Origin of the sequence: Paenibacillus gallinarum (genome assembly GCF_014836635.1) — a bacterium.
Taxonomy (GTDB): Bacteria; Bacillota; Bacilli; order Paenibacillales; family Paenibacillaceae; genus Paenibacillus; species Paenibacillus gallinarum.
In genome coordinates, this window is the sequence record NZ_JACSQL010000023.1 from 1 (window position 1) to 19,345 (window position 19,345).

The window sequence follows — 19,345 nt, forward strand, 5'->3', positions numbered from 1 at the left end:
CCGAAGTCATCTCATTGCCGCTTAAACAGCAGCGCATCCTTTTTTTAAAACTGTCTACTTAATAGGGTTCAGTTCAGGTATCTAACAAAGATCCTTTTTTGTTGGGGATGAAAGCCTATTGAAAGATTTATCTAGAAAATGAAATGGAGCAAATGGAGTAAGGTTTGCGATTAAAATAACATCATTAAATAAATAGGCAAGAGCAGCGGCTGCATACCGGCTGCTCTTTTTTTAATTACATGTTTTTAAAGCAAGTGTGGATCTTAGGGATTAAGGGAGGTGGCTAATGTCTTTGGGTGCTTAAGTTGTTAAAGTTATATACTTCTCTGTAAAGCACCTTTCTCACAAATTCAAACTGCGATTCTGTTAGTTTCTCTGGATAGCTCATAATGCATAAAGGCAAAACTAACACCCCTTCACGTAGGGGTGGTTGGACATATTTGAAATCTCCTAAATAAAATCCAAGACGTTCATAAAATCGAACTCTTCTTTTCTTCAAATCATCTTGTGGCTCCTCAACTTCCAAGATAATTGGCAAAGTAGACTGTCGCATAAATCGTTCCATTAATCGTTTCCCTATTCCTCCTCCCCGTATCGAGGGAGAAACTGCAATATTCTCTACGTATCTAAAAGTATCAAATTCCCATCCTGCAAGAAATGCAATGACTTCGCCCTGCTTATTCTCTTCTGTAAGAAGGTGATAACGCCGATCGGACAGTAACTTTCTTTGATTTTTATATTCACGATACTCACTCTCAGGAAAAGACATTTTCATAAGGTCAAATACTTGATCAAATTTCTCTTGTTGTATCAAATCATTCACTCCAGCTGCACAGTGTTTTATGATATCAATCTTGTATAAATCACACTAAACCCTGGTATAATACTAGGGTCAAGCTTTTATGAGTGGGAAATTTTGAGAGGTAGAGATCAATTGAAAGATTATTATAAGATTAATGAAATATCAAAGTTATATGGAATCGGTATAGATTCTTTGCGATATTATGAAAAGATAGGTGTGTTGGTACCTCGTCGTGACACTAACGGATATAGGCTTTACGGTCTTAAGGACCTATACAAGTTAAACATTATCCGCGATCTTCGCCAATTGGATTTTACGATGCAACAAATAAAAGATTATTTGGATTATCAAAGTATCGAAAATACTCTTTATTTATTACATAAAGAAAAAGATCTAGTTAGTGAACAGTTACGTAGTCTTCAGACTAAACAACGCATTATCCAGGAAAGAATAAATGTACTAACTACAGCGATGAAAATTACAACGGGTGAATTCTTGATAAAATCATTTCCGGAACGACCTTGCTTGCATTTAGACACACGTATCACCAGGGATGAAGAAATGGATTTTGCTATTAAAAAACTGCACAAAAAGTATGAGAGCAAAATTCGCGATTTCGGTAATCAACTTTTTGGTGCATCCGTGTCCGTTGAGGACCTATATAAGGGCGATAAAGACATATTTAACTCTGTGTTTTTTATTCTCGATTATGAAGATCCAGAATATGATTTTGTTCTTCCTGCAGGAGAATACCTTTCTCTCTATTATCGAGGCGACTATCGTCAAAGCTCAGACAGAATATTTGATGTTCTATCCTACGCAAAAGAAAAAGGATATCAGTTACTCGGTGACCCCTTCGAAATATATGAAATTGATAATAGGGATACGATTAATAATGAAGAGTTTCTAACAGAAATTCAGGTAAGAATCATGGATTAAAAGGATTTCTAAGCAAGGGCAAGGACTAAAAATGAATTGTACTTGGTAGTAAACAGTGTTACTCTAAAAGTCTGTGTTTGATAATACTATTAATAATAGCCAACATTTTAGTTGTAAAGAAAGGTAACACGATGATAAAAGTTGAAAACTTATCCTTCTCATTTCCACAAAAGGAACTATATAATAACATTTCGTTTACGCTTGAAGAGGCGCAACATTGCGCTTTTATAGGAACAAGTGGCAGTGGGAAAAGTACACTGATCGATATACTGATGGATCCCGAAAGACATTTGTTCGATGGCAAGTTAGAGATAGACCCGGATTGCAGCATCGGGTACGTAAGTCAGTTCTCACAAGTAGACAAAACGAAAGAAATGACCGTTTTTGAATATATCGGAGAAGAATTTATTAAGATACAAAATGAAATCACATCGATTTATGCTGAAATGGCAACCACGTCGGATATGGATGCGCTCTTGGAAAAGTATCAATCGGCTTTGGACGCCTTTGAGTCGATGGATGGGGATAATTTTGAAAGCACCATTAATAAGCAGCTGAATCTAGCAAACCTTATGAAGCTAAAAGATCTTAATATATCCTCCATAAGCGGAGGGGAATTCAAACTCATTCAAGTGATGAAGGAAATGCTTAGTCGTCCGGACCTCATGATTATGGATGAACCAGATGTATTTTTGGATTTTGAAAATCTAAGAGCGCTTAAAAATCTTATCAATTCTCACAAGGGAATGCTGCTAGTTGTCACGCACAACCGATATCTATTGAACCATTGTTTCAACAAAATTATACACCTTGAAAACACAGAGATCCAAGAGTTTGATGGTCGATATATTGAGTATAATTTCTCATTACTTCAGACAAAAATGGAGTTGCAAGAAATCGCAGTCGCAGAACAAGAAGAAATTGAAAGATACGATGGCATCATTGATAATCTTAGAGCGATCGCAACTTATAACTCTGAAGCATCTAGAGGGAGAGCGTTAAAAGCGAGAGTTAGATTTCAAGAGAGATTGGAAGCACGTAGAATTAAAGCGCCATTTGTTGATATTAAGCAACCGAATATTCGTTTTGATATGGATCATGAGATTGAAGATACTACGGTTATAAATGTCAGTAATTATAGTGTTTCCTTTGATGAGCAGTTGTTAGACAATGTTAGCTTTGAGATAAAATCTACAGATAAAGTAGCTATTATCGGACCAAACGGTACCGGAAAAACAACTATACTTCGTGAAATCTTTAAAAATAATCATGATTCAATCGAAATAAATGCGGATGTTACCGTAGCTTATTTATCTCAGGTTCAAGGTGAAATGCTAAACGATACCAATACAATACTAGATGAATTCATCGATGCTGGGTTTAAAACGTATGATGAGATTAGATCGTATATTTCAGACTATGGATTTGAAGGTGAAATCCTTAACCAAAAGATAGGATCTTTATCTGGTGGAGAAAAAAACATGCTTCAATTGGCTAAAGTTTCTGCCGGTAAAGCAAACATATTACTTCTTGATGAACCGACAAGCCATTTAGACACCTATACACAAATCGCACTGGAGAAAGCCACCCAAGACTATAAAGGTGCGGTTCTCATGATTTCTCATGATTTCTATTCTGTTGTAAATGGGATGGATTACGTTTTAATCATTGACGATAAGAAGATTAGTAAAATGAGTATGCAAGAATTTAAACAGATGATCTATGCTAGCCATTTTAATGAAAACTATTTAGAAATTGAACAGAAGAAAAAGTCAGTTGAGATGAAAATAGAATTGGCTTTAAAAGATACTAATTTTGAATTAGCAAAAGTATTAGTTGATGAGCTAGAAGAGATAATTAAGTTACTTTAAAGATGTAGGTGAAAAAGTATCAGCAAAAAGACACTGATGAATAGAATATCAGTGTCTTTTTTTGTTGCAATGATTTCTTGATAGCTCTTGCCGTAGTCGGTGGGTTTACTTGTGGGCTTTTATTTCGTTGCAAACATAAATTGCGCCGTTATGTCCGTTATGGTGAACCGTATCACAAGTAACGGCAAGTTTTTAAGAGATCCACCAAAATAGGTAGTCCACTCAAATCGATGTTATCGTCCATTTATTCGAATGCTCGCATAATACCTGCTTACTTTTAGGCTATATCTTTTTAACGTCTAAGCACATAGCTAATTCGTTCAACATGTGCGTAAGATATTTCATCATATCGCACTCGTCTAATTCATGCTTTTCAGCCAACTTATTAAGTGTGTCAACTAAGCTCATCTCTGCCATATCGCTATAACCTTTTGGAACAAACAGGTTTGTTATGTATTCGGAAATTGTTATAATACCGACTTCCTCTTTATCAGCATCAAACAACCAAAGAAGATGCTTTTTCAAGGTTTCATCAATATCTTCGTATTTCTTACGTTCTTCATCGTTATCAACATTAAATAGCTTTTTTAAAAAGGACATAGGACATCCCCCGTTTTCATTTATTTTCTTTCCATAACACTATATCATAATCAAAGAATCTTCGAAGCTTGATAAATTCTTAGCCGAACACTCAGATGCAAAACTATTGAAATATTATGGTCCGGAAATGAAACGTCAGTGGAGAAAGACACGAGATGAAATTATAATACCGCTGGACGATGAGTTACGCTAGATTATCGAGTTTTAGCAAATAGAAAGCATCCGCTCGAAAGATTTCATGCATTGGATTTTTTCTAATTAGTTTTGCAGCAATTATGATCGATATCATGATGATAATAACCGTAAACAGCAGGGGATACCAGGCAGTTCCACCCTTGCCCAACATCCACTCTGCAGCAACAGCGATAAAAAAATGAGTGTAAAAAGTTCCAATAACTGAAGTGTACAAGAAACGGTACAAGGGGGGAGTGAGGGAGCGGTGCTTCTTCAGCAGTTCGCCGTTGAACTAACTTGCAGGAAATTTCAATCATTCCTCGAATACTTTCCGTTAACTTTGTAAATTTAACGTTATTCTAAAGATACGAAGTGATTACATTTTGAAGGGATGATTACATTGAAGCAAGGGATATTAGTTTTCTTAAATGGAACTTCAAGTTCTGGAAAGACATCCATATCGACTGAACTGATAAATCAGAAAGAAATTCATTTTTATCATTTATCAATTGATGAGTTTTTTATTAATTACAATAATTTTGTTAATAATAAATTTCCAGATGAAGCTCCAAGAGGAATAGATCATCAAGTTGTCTCACAAATCGTTGATGATTCCATATTCTCAGTGTACCATTCGACAATTACATTGTTATTAGAATTGGGTTTTAATGTAATAGCAGATACCGTAATCGACAATGACAAAAGGTTTACTGCGTTTCTTGATCAATTTTTCGATCGGCCTACGCTATTTATAGGTGTAACATGCTCAAAGGAAGAACTCATAAGAAGAGAGCAAGCAAGAGGAGATAGACAGATTGGACTAGCAGCTTCACAGTTTAGCAAAGTATATTGCTTTGACGAATATGATCTCGAAGTAAATACAGAAGAGATGAATCCAGCAGAATGTGCCGAAAAGATATTAAGTTATATTAAGTCCGATAAGGAATACTCGGTATTCAAGAATTTACATAAAAGAAAGGTTAGTGTCTCCTAGACGGCGTATCCATCAGACAACACCATATTCAAAACAACCCCCAACCAAATCAATTGATTGGGGGTTGTTTCAATGAAAACATTGAGAATGTACCAATTAGTTAACAGAGCAGGGTATAAAGATTGGGGGGAGCAGAAAACAAAAATAGACCCAATAACTATGATTGATACTATTTCAAACATGCTAGGAGTAATTGATGGAAGTTCCACTTTAAAAGATTGTTCGTTAGAACCTAAATTACTGCTCGCTTCTATTGATACGAAAGGAGAACTGCAAGATTCGTTTTTAGAATTCATAGAAGAAAGAGATGGTAACAGCTAACATTGTTTCGGTTCGTTAAAAGATGGGAGAGAGGTGAATTACTGAATGAAAATCAATAAATTCTTCCCCATTATGCTACTCATTGCACTTGCTTTAGGTTTCATACTTGGAAGGTACTTGATGCCGAATGGTGAAAATGAGAAGTGGACTCCAGATAAAATTAATCTTTACTATATCGAAAAACAGAGTCCGATTACAAAGTTAGAGCAGCCGCAAGCCTTTGATCTGATCCAATCTTTAATTGTGTTTGAAAAAGGAGATATGATGTCAGGAGGGAATTCACCATTAACAGCAGAAGATGTTAATGAGATGAAAAAATCGGGAGCTGTAGAATATGTCTATGATGAACCCATATCCATACAAATAAATAATGGCGATGAAAAAATAGAAAGAACTAAATTCAAATCCATTCTCTTTCCTATAGATGAAAAATGGGACGGTGCTGCTTATATTCAAACAACCGATTCAACTTATTTGTCTTTTGTATCAAGGCCGAGTTTAGATTTCATACTTCGACATTGGATTGAATGAAAATCAATAAAAGATGGCGTACTCTCTATAGATTGTTCAGAACTATCGCTTGTTATACGGGATCTATGTCCCAACCAGCCTCAATCATGGTCATGACAAGTAGGGGTGAACATTATAGCGTTCGGGATCAAGTCCCACCAGCAGGTACGTTCGACCCGGCTACCTTAATTCTTAAAGCTAATGAAAAAAGGGGCAACCAGAAAGAACTGGTTGACCTCATAATACGAACCGGCAGGATAGTATAATTCACTTCGCGAATACCCTTAAATATGGAAAACTCGTAAATAAGACGTTATGGGAAATCAACAGGTTAAAAACATAAAAGAAATCCATCACAAGGAGAAAATTATGATTATAAGACCAGGTAAGAATGAATATTCGCCTTTAGTTAAGAAGTACATAGATTTAGTTCCAGAAGGAAATATTATCAGCATTTTACGAAAACAAAGTGAAGAAAATATATCTATACTAAACAAACTCACTGAGGAAAATGCTAACTTTCGATATGCTCCAGATAAATGGTCAATAAAAACAGTTATAGGGCACATAGCTGACGTTGAAAGATTATTCAGCTATAGAATATTACGTATAGCACGTAGTGATGTACGAGAATTACCAGGGTATGATCGTGATATATTTGCTGAGATGTCATCTTATGATAGCTTACCTCTAAGTAAAGTACTAAATGATTATGATGCAGTACGAAACTCTACAGCTAGTTTAATCGATAATCTTCCTGAAGAGGCTATCACTAGAGTAGGAGAATTTAATGATCACACATTTTCCGTACGCGCAATAGTTTATATCATCGCAGGACATGAAACACATCATATAAATATTATTAAATCTAAATATTTGAATCTATTAAATCATAAGTAGAAAGAACGATCTGTCTTTAGTGAAGGACTATGAAAAGAAGGACTGTTGGCGTCATTTTGTAATGTATATCCGCCTTTCTTTATGAGGTAAAGTATTTATCAGCAGCCATATTTTGATCAAGTGCTTCTTCATAGAATTCTTCCGAAAAGGGAAAGACTTTGTAGAGGTGACTGAGGAAGAATTAGAACATGCCCTCCAACTCATTAACAACGACCAAGGAAATGTTGGGATGGAAAACAGATCACGAATCATTTGAAGAAGAAGTGGCGCACTTAGATTGACAATACGTCATAAATATAAAAACAACTTCTTGCTAAAGAATGTGTTTTATTTTATAAGAGGAGATAATTTCTGAAAAGCGTATTTTATCGTTGATAGGAACCTTATTACTGTTATCATCTAGTGGTTTTATCAGTACAGGTCAAGCGGCAGAGTTCATATCAAACGATCATCACGATCCAGTCATTAATAGGAGATACCTACCGCTATTAGTTAACGAAGTCATTAGATACTGAGGCAGTTACGGAATATTCTGAAGCAAGTCTACTTAATACAAATATATCGATTGATCGAGTTAACGTACATCGTTAGTTGTTTATTACTAAGAGGAAGTTAGTCTAAGCTCTAATTGAAATAGAAAGGGATTGAAAATATGAAAAAAAGAGAATTGATGCTAATATCTTCATCAGTTCTGCTTGCTGCAGCAGTTACAATAGGCGTTACAACAACATCGGAAGCGGATTCTGAGACTACTAATATTAGTGTGCAAGGTGATGTAACTACTGATCCGCTTCCTGAATCACTAAAGTACGATTCTGAACATCCTGATAAAATTTATATATATGATAAAGTATACATTAAAACTGATCAAGTCATCGAAGGTAACGAAATGAATGAAGCTACCAATGATATTTCTAAAGTCACAGATAATATTAAGTATATTGTAGCTTTTGATGCGATATATGTAAGATCCAAAGAATAAGAATACTTAGAATAAAATTTATTTTTTAGTTATCTGTTAAACATTATGAGTAAAAAAAAGCGCTGTGGAGTCATGTTCTTTATAGGTCTGTTTTTCCTCTGTTTATCTCTTTATTTTAATTGTAAGAAGTTCAACTAACGGTAAAACGATAGCTCAATAAGAACAACTAAGTAGCCGCTCAAAAGACCGGTTGCTTTTTCTTTTAGCTAACGAACAGTTTAGTTGAATAATCACATGTTGAAACATCAATAGCGTTGACCAAGTACTAACCAAGTACTAAAAAATTGACCAGTTATTAGTATAAAGCTAAGTGCAGTTTTTGTATCAGGCGTACGGTTGAAAGTGATTTTATTAATCTTTGGATTTATGTCTAAATATTTTGATCACTAAGAAAAGTAAAACCATTATTACTGCCACCAATAGAGAATAAAGTAAGATGTCAGGTATTTATTAGTCTAAATGTTGGGACAGATACAACAAAAACAAATACTATGACTCCGATAAAAGTAAACAAAATATTTTCTCTCCTTCCAGTTAACATATTTTATCATAAGTTTCATAGGTAGGTGATTCAACTAACGGAAATACGTTAGTTGAACCCAGCAGGGAGCAGCTTGCCAGTTGGCAACTTCTCCCTTTTTGTTATGCAAACCAGCAGATTAGTTTAACAAAATAAGTGGAGGTTTTATGTCTCATTTGACGGATTCTGCGCATTAAAAAAACCGGCTGAAGAGCCGGGGGATTTATTAATTGTCAACCAACATTATTCCTGATCTTAACTAACTCGTTAATAAAATGATCAAGTTGTTTCTTAGTTGATTTAATAGAAGCGGTACGACTATTGTTTTTGGTTTTATAATCCTGTTGTAAAGCTTCTAACGCTAATCCGGCAGCTAGCGCAGCGATTCCATCACCTAATGTAGCAATGGAACTCCCTATAAAAGCTAGCTTGGCAATTTCTATATCTCGTAGGTACTTATCAATGGGCAATTTTTGAGCCTCCTTATTTCCATATGTACTAATATATGTTCGTAATCATGAATTGTTAAAAACACGTTCGGAACGACGTGTTGCAGTTCTTATGTTCTTATATGAGGAGTTTGCTTGTTTCCCCCTGAGAGAAGGGGACAGGCATACGGTTAGTATAAAGATCCGTGTATTTATGAAGAGAGTTCAAGTAATTATTACTGATTTGCAGCTAAGTTCTGTAGCAATAGATTATTATACTTTGCCGCATATTTTTGCTCATCGAGAATAATACCATACAATGTATCCTTGTAAATGCCGTACGGAAGACCGAACCAAATCTTTCGGTATTTTTCAACTGCAGATAATTCGCCTTGGAAGGCTTTTTGTAACCCAACAATATACGAATTAACATGGTTTGGTACTTCGTTGCTTACTCCTGTCACTTCATGTCCAGTTAACTCTCTGTTATCGCTTTAAATATTCCTATTAAAGTATGTAACTATCTTCTATCCGTGATGGGACAAACAATTCTCTCTAATATCAAGACTTGAGCAGAAAACAAAAACAGACCCCATACACGGAAAAGGAATTCAGCCTCATGTATATATAAAATGGACGCCTAAACATATAGAAGAAGATATAAATTTACAGCAAGCATTGAAATAATAAATAAGAACTAAGGAATAGTTTCAGCAATATGAAGAAGTAGAACTCAAAAATAAATCGTATATTCCATCAGTGGGTTGCAAAGGAACTGCAATTCCAAACGGTATAGAAATAGCTTGAATTAACAAAGAGCCCTCTAAATTTATAGGGCTCTTTGTATTACTATTTAAATGAATATCCTGGAAAAACACTATGAGAATCTACAGAGGTAGATTTAACCAAAACTTTCTTTTTCACAACGTATTCCATTTTCCCTCCTTCAGTGGTTATAAAACCTTCATTATTAGTAACAGTCGGAGTCCTTACTACATTCAAGTCCCAGTAATCTACTGTCGGACCATCTAGCCACGTTTGTATAGCGACTCTAACTTGATATTCGGGTGATTGGTCTGGTTTATTTTTCTTGATCGTTCTCATATCGATGATTTGAGATGATAACATGGTAGGTCCCATTGAATAATGTTGTTCTGAAAGTTTGTCAACATCCATTTCCTTGGAAGTGCTTATTTCGAGAAGTTGCTTATCACCTGTATCCATCCCTGACATAAAGGTTTGGACTGCATTATTAATATGTGCGAATGTAAATGCTCCTAAACTATCATTATTTCCATATTTAGTAAATGTTTCATCCCATACATTTTCAAAATGAATTCCGGTCTGTAAATCAGCCTGATGAAAATGAAAAAGGAGCTTATCCTGAGACCGTATCGATTTACGTATATGATTCGGAGCAAGCTCGAAAAGAAGGTCTAGTTGATTTTAACATCCAAAAGGAAAGGTATAATATGCAGATACCCAGTATATATGAACAGAAAACGTTCTTTTGCTCTATTGGCACCATGAGAATCTAAATAAGAGCCATAACGCTAAATACAGTAAGCAAATTGAAACGGCGATGAAAAAGTTATAATTCTATGTTCTATAAGTAGTAAAGGAAAGAGGGAGAATCTTTCTAAGATGATTTTTTTAAAGTTTTTGCTTAATGCATCTCTCTCAACTATTTCTTCGTTTATGACAAGAGTCAACTGTAAGCGGGACATATCATCACCGTCGCAATAACTAGCCGTCATATAAAAATGGTCTATATACTGATTATTTATCACGGAGTAAGGGTACATGGATGTAAACTTCAAGTAACAAAGGAGAAACGTTATTATGATGATTACATTCAAAAAAATGGTTTTAGCTAGAACGTTAATTACGGCCTTAGCCGGTTGCTCAGATTCAACTACAAATCAAAATACTAATTCCTTAACGGAGACAACGGTTACCTTCCCGATTGAAAATAAAGCCACTTCCACTGACAATGAAGAATTAACTTTTAATCAAAAAATGAAAAAGTATAAAGCAACTCAGGATATTAAAGATATTGCTTGGTCTGAATCTACGGAAAGGTATGTTTACATCAAGGAAACAGGTATTGATAAATTTGACGTATATTTAGGGGATTATAAATTAAAAAAAGAAGAGGCTGTGATTAGCCACAATTATAATTCTCAGGATTCTTTTGTTTCTATGAGTCCTAAAGGAGATTACTTTTTAATTACTCGTTTAAAAGATGTTAATCCTGATCGATATAATTCTGAACTCTATTACACTTTGGATAAGAAGAAATATTTTACACTGTTCAGCATAGGTAAACCCTATTGGGATCAGGATGGAAAATTAATACGGTCTACTGAATACATAGATAAATATTCAACAACTTACCAAAGCCTGATATCAGTCGATACGTTTAAATCTGTTCCGAGTGATAATGATCCTTTTGAAGAGACAGTGAATGTTGTGACGGGGAAGAAGCACGAAAAAACAAAGGTTGTTTTTTATATTGAAGATGTAGAAGATAATGTAATCGTGTACGCAGAAACAGATCTAGATACAGATAGTTCCATACAAAAAGAAGTAAAGTATTAATATCTTCTTGTTAACCTGGCAGAGTAAGCAGAAGGAAATGAACGGGGAAAAAGGTGGTTTTCAAATAGCATAACTAAACATTGCTCTAAAACCCCAACCAGTATGAATGGTTATATTTTACGCATGTTACATAATAAGGACTTAAAACTGAATAGTAAAAAGAGTTCGAGCCCCTCCTATTTGTTCTCTGTACTATATTTGATGACGCATTATCATGGAGAACAAGTAACGGTGTCAAATCATCTTATGTGCGATCCACTAAATTAAAACACAGAATCCGTATGTAACAGCCAACATGCCATTCTCCGCCATGAAACCTCATATCCTGCAGACCCAATAGCGATCTTCATTAATTTAGCTGTATTTTTGTCGTCTTCTACAACGAGGATTTTGAACATCTTCCTTATTCCTTTCTGTTACATCTGTACGTAACTGAACTGCATTCAATCACAAAATCCCCCTTCAAGTGAAGGGGGATTACTCTGCTTGTAGTTTATTTTCAGTTTATTTTTTCATGTTGATGTTAATCAAATGATCTAACAGATTTTCAAAATATGCAGCAACCATCTCTGTTCGGTCGATCTATGATTACTTTCGGACAGATTCTAACTGGTATTGAATGCACTAATTTATCGGCTAGAGCAGTCATCGGAATATTAAAACTAGCTAAAATGAGTGAATAGATATCCACAATCCATAACTGCTCAGTAGAAGTGGGATTTAAGTCTCTCACAAGGTCAGGTAAAGCCATAATAAGAATAGTCATATCCATCATAACAACGAATAAGCTAGCTGCAAGAACGATTAAAGCAGTCCACCTCTGCTTTGTTGTCATCATATCTGACGTTTTTGAAAAAAATGAAACCATCTAATTTCTCGCCTTTTAATTATCATTTTCTACAACCCTACGGTACGTGTCTTATTCCTCTATTGGACACTAACGGTATATAAGATTATTCGAAAAAAAGAGGAGAAACTATATATATTCTTATAAAAATATTTAAATAAACATATTAACCTAAGATGAAAGCGTTTAAAATTAATTTGTAATATAAACTCTTTACTCATGTTTTAAAAACATCTACTAGGAAGAGAAGGAGTGTGAAAATGGGAAAACTAGCTGGAAAAGTTGCCGTTATTACAGGAGCAGGCGGGGGGTTAGGCAAGTACATTGCTGTCCGCTTCGCGGAAGAAGGAGCAAAGCTCTCTTTATGTGATATTAATACAGAAAGCCTTAATGAAACAGCCGAATTATGTAAAAGTAAAGGTGCTTCCGTATTTGTAAACGCTTTCGATGCCTCTGATCTTGTCCAGTCAGAAGCATTTGTTTCTGCTACGGTAGAACAGTATCAGACGATAGACATTTTGGTGAATTTAGCTATTGCCATTAAAACGCCTCATTCATTTCTGGATCATACAAAAGAAACACTTGATATAAGTTACCAAACGGGTCTTGTTTCAACATGGAACTTTATGAAGTTGTGTTACCCATATTTTAAAGAAAAAGGCGGTAAAGTAATTAATTTTGGTTCAGGAGCTGCTTATCAAGGTCAGGAAGGATATGCAGCTTATGCAGCTATTAAAGAAGCAATCCGAGGCCTCTCAAGGGTAGTTGCCCGCGAATGGGGTCCTGATAATATCAATGTAAATGTAATAAATCCGGGGGCTATCACAGACAGCATACAAGCATACCTTAATCATCTACCGGAAGAAGAGCGTGATCCGGCAAGACTAGGCTTCCAGCAAACCTCGCTAAGAAGACTTGGTGCTCCATATGAAGATATTGCACCAGCCGTGCTGTTTCTGGCAAGTGAAGATTCAAGGCACATCACTGGGCAAACGCTAAATGTGGATGGCGGCGCTGTCATTCATGCATAGAAGTTTATGATAAATGGTCAAGAGTATAATGTTTTTTCTAACATATCGTATCGGACAGTCATTTACTTTTAGAAACATGGAGTAAAAGCCTATTATCAAAATATAGAAGTCTATCCATTAAAACAAGAAGGACTGATAAGTGATGAATGTAAAAGATCTACGAATTGAATATCAAAAAAATCCGATTGGACTCGATACAAAAAAACCAAGATTTTCCTGGAAAGTGGTATCAGAAGATCAGAATGTTTTACAGACTGCTTATCGAATTATCGTAACTAAAGAGAGATCCGTAGTGTGGGATTCTGGCAGAGAAGAAAGCAGTTCTTCCGTTTTAATTGAATACGAAGGGAAAGAGCTTATTGCATGCTCTTTATATGACATTCAGGTAAAAGTCTGGGATAACAAAGGTAATGAGGCGATAACAGAGGGAAGCTTTGAAACAGGGCTGTTAAAGGGCGTAAACTTTAGTGCGGAATGGATCTCGCATGATCTCCCAGCAGAAGAAACAGCGTGCCCGATTTTCACAAAAGAGTTTCAAATAGATAAAGAAGTAGAAAAGGTTCGTGTTTTTGCAACAGCTTTGGGAGTTTACGAGATTAAAATTAATGGTCAAAAGTTAGGAGATACTTTTTTTGCACCGGGGTGGACCAATTATAAAAAACGGCTGCAATATCAGACATATGAAGCGGATCAAATACTTGAGAAACAAAATAAGATCGAAATCACGGTAGGCAACGGATGGTATAAAGGCATTTTCGGATTTACTTGTACACCAAATCACTATGGAGATAGAACAGCTGCTTTGGCCGAAGTTCATATTACGTACTCAGATGGAACAAGTGAGATCCTCGGAACAGACCAGAGCTGGGGTGTAACAACCGGAGCTATTCGAAGCAGTGAGATCTATATGGGAGAAACCATTGATTCTTGTTTTGAGGGAGCAGAAGTTAGAAGTGCTGTGCACTTTTCGTTTGATAAGAAGCGAATTGTTGCCCAGGAAAGTGAACCGGTTCGAATTACAAAAAAAATACCTGCAAAAGAGCTTATCGTGACATCTAATGGAGAAACAGTGATCGATTTTGGCCAGAACTTAACGGGCTTTGTGGAAGTCAAGGTAAAAGGAAATCCGGGCCAGAAAATTACACTTCGGCATGCTGAAGTGTTAGATAAAGACGGGAATTTTTATCCGGATACACTTCGCCAGGCTATTTCGCATGACCATTTTATTTGCAACGGCCAGGAACAAATTTTAATGCCACATTTTACTTTCCATGGCTTCCGCTATATTAGTGTAGAAGGAATAGAAGATATTAACCTGGAGCATTTTACAGCCTGTGTGCTGTACACTCACATGGAAGAGACAGGGACATTTATAACGTCCAACCCACTTGTCAACCAGCTTCAAAGCAATATTCAATGGAGCCAGAGAGGTAATTTTCTCGACATCCCGACAGATTGCCCGCAAAGGGATGAGCGCTTGGGCTGGACAGGAGATGCGCAGGTATTTGCTGGAACAGCGGCATACAATATGAATACCGCCTTGTTTTTTACAAAATGGCTGAGAGACTTGGCTTCTGAACAATCGGAAGAGTTTGGCGTGCCTCATGTGGTCCCGAATATTTTAGGTGAGCAGGAAGGAGCAGCTGCATGGAGTGATGCTGCTGTGATCATCCCGTGGGTTTTGTACGAAACATATGGGGATGTGCGTATATTAGAAGAACAGTATGAAAGCATGAAAGGCTGGGTCGATTTTATTTCAGCACGATGCGATAGTAATGGATTATGGCAGTCTGGGTTTCAATACGGCGACTGGCTTGCATTAGATAAAGAAGAAAGTGCAGACCGGACAGGGGCCACAGACAAGTATTTAGTTGCGAATGCATATTATGCGTATTCTGCCAATATTGTGAGAAAGACAGCTGAGATTCTTAAGAAAAAAGAAGATGCGCATCAATACGGATCATTGTATGAAAAAATTAAACGAGCGTTTAATGAGGAGTACATAACGTCTACCGGCCGGATCGTCAGTGAGACACAAACAGGGTGTATTTTAGCTCTTCATTTTGATCTAGCAGAGGAAAAGTACCGGGAACGGATTTTACAGTCTCTTGAAACAAATATTGCGAATCATAAAAATCATCTTTCAACAGGATTTGTTGGAACGCCTTATCTATGTCACACACTGACGGAAAACAATCTTCATGATTTAGCAGGAACAATCTTTATGCAAGAAGATTATCCTTCATGGCTGTATTCCGTTAAAAAAGGTGCCACAACAATATGGGAACGCTGGAATTCGATTTTGCCGAATGGAGACTTCGATGAATCCGGCATGAACTCATTAAATCACTATGCGTACGGCTCCATTGGAGAATGGATGTACCGCAGACTGGCTGGTATTAATGCCATGGAACCCGGATACAAAAAAATACTGATTAAGCCGCAATTTGTTAAGGGCATTACATTTGTAGATGCATCCTTTGATTCTGTTTATGGAGAGATAAAAAGTAAATGGTCTTGCGAAAATAAACAGATTCAAATTGATATCGAGATTCCCGCTAATACAACCGCAGTACTTTATTTACCTGAACAAGATGAGCCGATTGAAGTTGGATCAGGCTCTTATCATTATGAGTATGCAACAGATACCTCACTAGAAAAAGACCGGTTTTCAATGGAATCTACATTAAAAGAAATTCTAGATGAACCTCTGGCTGTTGCTATTTTTAATGAACATATGCCTGAATTACTCAACAATCCAATGATTGAATTTGCCTACCAGATGTCTATTAACGAAATGCTGGCCAATGCGCCGGCTGAAGGAAAACCATTGTTTGAAATGGTTATTAATACACTGAATCAAAGCTATAAGGCCCATATAGAAAATCAACATAAAAAAGAAAGAAGTGTAAAATAATGCATTTTGAAAAAAGGTTTAAAAATCCGGATCAAACCTATCGCCCTAAAATGCGCTGGTGGCTTCCAGGGGCATTTATGGAAAAAGACGAGATAAAAAGAGAAATTATTTCACTGGTTGAAGCTGGCTACGGGGGTGCAGAGGTTTTATACTTTATGCCAATACCGAGCGCTGATATTGCACCGGAGCAGTATGGCGATTACTATTTTGGCTCCGAAAAATGGAATGATTGTATGAGGGCAGCTCTTGAAACAGCGATTGAATATAACTTTAAGCTGGATTTCACCGTGGGACCGCTCTGGCCAATCGCTACACCTGCCCTCATGGACAAGGATGATGAGCGCGCTGCTCACGGTCTCCATGTCGGGTGTTTGGATTTTACCAGGCTATTTCAAGGGAAGTTGCTAATTCCGGATACGATTGATCGAGAACGGAAAAGAAAATTAGTAGCTGTTTCAGTTGCAAAAAAATCGTTGGACAAGCAACTGGGCCTAGTGGCTACTTATCAGCTTGATTCGATTCAGGTTCTGCCGTTTAGTGAGGAAGACGAAACGGTAGAATGGACTGCACTAGATGATGACGAATGGACATTATTTGCGTTTTGGGCGCAAACAAGTGCCCAATTGAATGATGCAGCACAAGCACCTGTTATTGATCATTTGTCTGAGGAAGCGACAAAAGCAGTTATAGACTATTGGGAGAATTCTTTGCTGAGTGACCCATACATTCGGGAATTATATGAAAAAAACGGTGGGGACCTATTTTGCGATTCACTTGAAGTGAATGCGACTATGCTTGGCGGAATGTATGATGCTGAACCAGCACCGGTCATTCTTTGGACTCCGGACTTATTGATTGAATTCAAAAAAAGAAGAGGGTATGATCTGGCTCCTTATTTACCGGCCTTATTTATAAGAGGATTGTTTCAAACGACAGATAACCGAAATTTGGACAGGTTTTCTGAATACGAATTTGAACAGCCGCTCATCAACCGGAGTATACGTCATGATTACTACGAAACATTAACAGACTTGATAAATGAAAAGCATATCTCTGTCCTGCAATCATGGGCGCATAGCCATAATATGAAATTGCGTTACCAGACGTACGGCTTACCGACTGACATGACTTCGAGCCTCATGAGTGTTGATGTACCCGAAGCAGAATCTCTAGGGTTTAAAGACAACACGGAGTCTGTGCGATTGCTATCAGGAGCTGTTCATATGGGACGCAAACCTATTTATTCTTATGAACTAGGTGCCGTTCAAGGAAAAGCATATGAACAGCAATGGACAGGTGCCGATGGATTGTTATGGAAAATGCATCAAGCTCTTGCTGGAGGGGTAAATCAAGTTGTTTTACATGGCATGTCATATAACTCAAGTTCTGTTACCGGACCAGTAGAACCCATATTTAACTGGCCAGGCCTGTCACTGATGGGAACGGCATACTCCAATGAATGGGGAAACCGGCAACCAATCTTTGAACATAGCAGAATGATGACTGATTATATAAGCCGGCTTCAATTTATTTTAAGACAAGGAAGACCAAGAGTGGATCTGGCTATTTATCGTCACGAATATGATGGAGTAAATTATTCGATGGAAGTAGAATGTTCGTCGCTCCAGCAAGCTGGTTATACCTACGATTATATTAGTCCAGTATTGCTGCAATTAGACAATGCCACTGTTGAAATTGTAGATGGAGAACCCGTCTTGGATTCTAAAGGGGCTGCTTACAAAGCGCTGGTTGTTAGCCAGCTGATGAATCGAGAAACAAAACAGCTTGAAGGCCCGAAAGTAAATGTTGAAGTGATGAAAAAATTCATCCATTTGGCGAGTGAAGGGCTTCCTATTATTTGGGTGGGGGATCAAATGCTGCAACCCATTTCATATGAAGATGCCAATCATTTCGAAACGATTAACTCTCTTTATAAAGAGTTGACAAGTTTTTCAAATGTATTTGTAATCAATAAAGCGGAATTAGGAGAACTCACGATTTCAAAGGGTTTCGATACGATAAAAAACAATCAGGTGGCAAGTGTGAGAAGGCAGACTGATTCAACTGACCTTTACTTCCTTTACAATCAATCTACTGATGAAAAGTTTGCTGGAACTATAACCGTTAAAGGAAAAGGGCAGCCGTATTTACTTGATTTGTGGTCTGGAGATATTACAGCTCTGCAAAACAATTCGTTAGCTAGTACTGGATTTACATTTAATTTGGAAATGGAGCCGGGTGAAACAAAACTTATTGCACTAGGCAAACTTAAGGAGACCAGGAAAGAAGCCGATTACAGAGAAACGACTGAGATGTTTTTAAACAAATGGCATCTAGCGATAAACAGCTGGGAAGCAGGAGAAACACCCACATCTACAGTCATAAATAAATATGAATGCCAGTTGGATGACCTGATTCCTTGGAAGGAGATAAATGGACTTGAGAAAGTGGCCGGTATTGGATTATATGAAACGAGAGTTCTGATTCCTCACAATGTCTCTCGCGCCATTCTTGACATTGGTTGTGCATCGGACACTGCAAAAGTAATTGTGAACGGAGAGCATCTACAGTTGAATCAAGTAAGCTGGAAAGTGGACATTGCACCGTATCTCTTTAAGGGAGAAAATATTATTCAAGTGGAAGTGGCTACCACGTTGCATAATGCTCTTTCACTATACGATCATTCAAAAGTTCCCGTGAATTATGGCATGATGGGTCCAGTTAAATTAAAATTAACAAATAGTGAATAAGACTTTTGATCTGATTTTCTGTATGTAAAAAATTAACACTTGAAATGCAATGGAAACGGGTCCAGCCGAAAAAAACACATGCGCTCTCCCTTTCGTTCGCATGGTTTCAACGTCTGCTTCTTTGTGATGGGCTGCCAGTGTAATGGCAGGCAGTCGTT

The 19,345-nt window shown here is 36.9% G+C and carries 18 protein-coding genes and 2 pseudogenes; 12 read left to right on the forward strand and 8 right to left on the reverse strand.

The window, feature by feature from the left end:
• Nucleotides 1-283: 283 nt before the first annotated feature.
• Nucleotides 284-823 (reverse strand): GNAT family N-acetyltransferase, encoded by a 540-nt coding sequence (locus H9647_RS24425; protein ID WP_318245367.1) that lies wholly within the window; start codon nt 821-823, stop codon nt 284-286.
• 111 nt (nt 824-934) lie between these two features.
• Between H9647_RS24425 and H9647_RS24430 the strand changes: the two genes are divergently transcribed.
• A complete protein-coding gene (locus H9647_RS24430; protein ID WP_191804917.1) occupies nt 935-1,741 on the forward strand; it encodes a MerR family transcriptional regulator in 807 nt (268 codons plus the stop codon).
• A 131-nt stretch (nt 1,742-1,872) separates the two neighbouring features.
• The gene (locus tag H9647_RS24435) at nt 1,873-3,612 is read left to right on the forward strand and encodes an ABC-F family ATP-binding cassette domain-containing protein (RefSeq protein WP_191804918.1); all 1,740 of its coding nucleotides are present in this window, start codon (nt 1,873-1,875) and stop codon (nt 3,610-3,612) included.
• 282 nt (nt 3,613-3,894) lie between these two features.
• Here H9647_RS24435 and H9647_RS24440 read toward each other — a convergent pair whose 3' ends face one another.
• Together H9647_RS24440 and H9647_RS24445 are read right to left on the reverse strand one after the other, a co-directional pair.
• Entirely contained in the window at nt 3,895-4,212 is a 318-nt protein-coding gene (locus H9647_RS24440; protein WP_191804920.1) for a hypothetical protein, read from the reverse strand.
• A 184-nt stretch (nt 4,213-4,396) separates the two neighbouring features.
• Nucleotides 4,397-4,621 (reverse strand): hypothetical protein, encoded by a 225-nt coding sequence (locus tag H9647_RS24445; protein WP_191804922.1) that lies wholly within the window; start codon nt 4,619-4,621, stop codon nt 4,397-4,399.
• A 165-nt stretch (nt 4,622-4,786) separates the two neighbouring features.
• Here H9647_RS24445 and H9647_RS24450 point away from each other — a divergent pair, with 165 nt between their 5' ends.
• From H9647_RS24450 to H9647_RS24470, 6 genes and pseudogenes are all read left to right on the forward strand, one after another.
• Entirely contained in the window at nt 4,787-5,380 is a 594-nt protein-coding gene (locus tag H9647_RS24450) for a chloramphenicol phosphotransferase CPT family protein (RefSeq protein ID WP_191804960.1), read from the forward strand.
• A 72-nt stretch (nt 5,381-5,452) separates the two neighbouring features.
• Complete coding sequence (locus H9647_RS24455) at nt 5,453-5,701, forward strand: hypothetical protein (protein WP_225229560.1); 249 nt, start codon at nt 5,453-5,455, stop codon at nt 5,699-5,701.
• A 45-nt stretch (nt 5,702-5,746) separates the two neighbouring features.
• On the forward strand, nt 5,747-6,232 hold the full coding sequence (locus H9647_RS24460; protein WP_191804924.1) for a hypothetical protein: 486 nt from the start codon (nt 5,747-5,749) through the stop codon (nt 6,230-6,232).
• Nucleotides 6,233-6,526: 294 nt separating this feature from the next.
• Nucleotides 6,527-7,111 (forward strand): DinB family protein, encoded by a 585-nt coding sequence (locus H9647_RS24465; protein ID WP_225229561.1) that lies wholly within the window; start codon nt 6,527-6,529, stop codon nt 7,109-7,111.
• 133 nt (nt 7,112-7,244) lie between these two features.
• A pseudogene (locus H9647_RS26380) lies at nt 7,245-7,392 on the forward strand (IS30 family transposase); the annotation flags it as partial.
• 371 nt (nt 7,393-7,763) lie between these two features.
• A complete protein-coding gene (locus H9647_RS24470) occupies nt 7,764-8,093 on the forward strand; it encodes a hypothetical protein (RefSeq protein ID WP_191804926.1) in 330 nt (109 codons plus the stop codon).
• Between the two features lie 753 nt (nt 8,094-8,846).
• Here H9647_RS24470 and H9647_RS24475 read toward each other — a convergent pair.
• From H9647_RS24475 to H9647_RS24485, 3 genes are all read right to left on the reverse strand, one after another.
• A complete protein-coding gene (locus H9647_RS24475) occupies nt 8,847-9,083 on the reverse strand; it encodes a translation initiation factor 2 (protein WP_191804928.1) in 237 nt (78 codons plus the stop codon).
• A gap of 194 nt (nt 9,084-9,277) precedes the next feature.
• Entirely contained in the window at nt 9,278-9,505 is a 228-nt protein-coding gene (locus H9647_RS24480; RefSeq protein ID WP_191804930.1) for a hypothetical protein, read from the reverse strand.
• Nucleotides 9,506-9,890: 385 nt separating this feature from the next.
• Complete coding sequence (locus H9647_RS24485) at nt 9,891-10,274, reverse strand: hypothetical protein (protein ID WP_191804932.1); 384 nt, start codon at nt 10,272-10,274, stop codon at nt 9,891-9,893.
• A gap of 609 nt (nt 10,275-10,883) precedes the next feature.
• On the opposite strand from H9647_RS24485, the gene H9647_RS24490 reads away from it, so the two are divergent.
• Nucleotides 10,884-11,642 carry a hypothetical protein gene (locus H9647_RS24490; protein WP_191804934.1) on the forward strand — a complete coding sequence of 253 codons (759 nt, stop codon included), beginning with the start codon at nt 10,884-10,886 and terminating at the stop codon, nt 11,640-11,642.
• Between the two features lie 263 nt (nt 11,643-11,905).
• Here the strand turns inward: H9647_RS24490 and H9647_RS26070 are convergent, their stop codons facing one another.
• On the reverse strand, nt 11,906-12,040 hold the full coding sequence (locus H9647_RS26070) for a hypothetical protein (protein WP_263621334.1): 135 nt from the start codon (nt 12,038-12,040) through the stop codon (nt 11,906-11,908).
• A gap of 230 nt (nt 12,041-12,270) precedes the next feature.
• A pseudogene (locus H9647_RS24500) lies at nt 12,271-12,510 on the reverse strand (quaternary ammonium compound efflux MFS transporter QacB); the annotation flags it as partial.
• 239 nt (nt 12,511-12,749) lie between these two features.
• Here H9647_RS24500 and H9647_RS24505 point away from each other — a divergent pair.
• The 3 genes from H9647_RS24505 (at nt 12,750) to H9647_RS24515 (ending at nt 19,187) form a co-directional block, all read left to right on the forward strand.
• Nucleotides 12,750-13,520, forward strand: coding sequence for an SDR family NAD(P)-dependent oxidoreductase (locus H9647_RS24505; RefSeq protein ID WP_191804936.1), 771 nt, complete (start codon nt 12,750-12,752; stop codon nt 13,518-13,520).
• A 142-nt stretch (nt 13,521-13,662) separates the two neighbouring features.
• Nucleotides 13,663-16,437 (forward strand): family 78 glycoside hydrolase catalytic domain, encoded by a 2,775-nt coding sequence (locus tag H9647_RS24510; RefSeq protein WP_191804965.1) that lies wholly within the window; start codon nt 13,663-13,665, stop codon nt 16,435-16,437.
• A complete protein-coding gene (locus tag H9647_RS24515) occupies nt 16,437-19,187 on the forward strand; it encodes a glycosyl hydrolase (protein ID WP_191804938.1) in 2,751 nt (916 codons plus the stop codon). The genes H9647_RS24510 and H9647_RS24515 overlap by 1 nt, the downstream gene beginning before the upstream one ends.
• Nucleotides 19,188-19,345: the final 158 nt, after the last annotated feature.

What these genes read in the sequence shown, in the direction of transcription:
- H9647_RS24435 (WP_191804918.1), top strand. Translation starts at nt 1,873, where the DNA reads ATGATAAAAGTTGAAAACTTATCCTTCTCATTTCCACAAAAGGAACTA.
- H9647_RS24440 (WP_191804920.1), bottom strand. Translation starts at nt 4,212, where the DNA reads ATGTCCTTTTTAAAAAAGCTATTTAATGTTGATAACGATGAAGAACGT.
- H9647_RS24455 (WP_225229560.1), top strand. Translation starts at nt 5,453, where the DNA reads ATGAAAACATTGAGAATGTACCAATTAGTTAACAGAGCAGGGTATAAA.
- H9647_RS24460 (WP_191804924.1), top strand. Translation starts at nt 5,747, where the DNA reads ATGAAAATCAATAAATTCTTCCCCATTATGCTACTCATTGCACTTGCT.
- H9647_RS24465 (WP_225229561.1), top strand. Translation starts at nt 6,527, where the DNA reads ATGGGAAATCAACAGGTTAAAAACATAAAAGAAATCCATCACAAGGAG.
- H9647_RS24470 (WP_191804926.1), top strand. Translation starts at nt 7,764, where the DNA reads ATGAAAAAAAGAGAATTGATGCTAATATCTTCATCAGTTCTGCTTGCT.
- H9647_RS24485 (WP_191804932.1), bottom strand. Translation starts at nt 10,274, where the DNA reads ATGTCAGGGATGGATACAGGTGATAAGCAACTTCTCGAAATAAGCACT.
- H9647_RS24490 (WP_191804934.1), top strand. Translation starts at nt 10,884, where the DNA reads ATGATGATTACATTCAAAAAAATGGTTTTAGCTAGAACGTTAATTACG.
- H9647_RS26070 (WP_263621334.1), bottom strand. Translation starts at nt 12,040, where the DNA reads ATGTTCAAAATCCTCGTTGTAGAAGACGACAAAAATACAGCTAAATTA.
- H9647_RS24505 (WP_191804936.1), top strand. Translation starts at nt 12,750, where the DNA reads ATGGGAAAACTAGCTGGAAAAGTTGCCGTTATTACAGGAGCAGGCGGG.
- H9647_RS24510 (WP_191804965.1), top strand. Translation starts at nt 13,663, where the DNA reads ATGAATGTAAAAGATCTACGAATTGAATATCAAAAAAATCCGATTGGA.
- H9647_RS24515 (WP_191804938.1), top strand. Translation starts at nt 16,437, where the DNA reads ATGCATTTTGAAAAAAGGTTTAAAAATCCGGATCAAACCTATCGCCCT.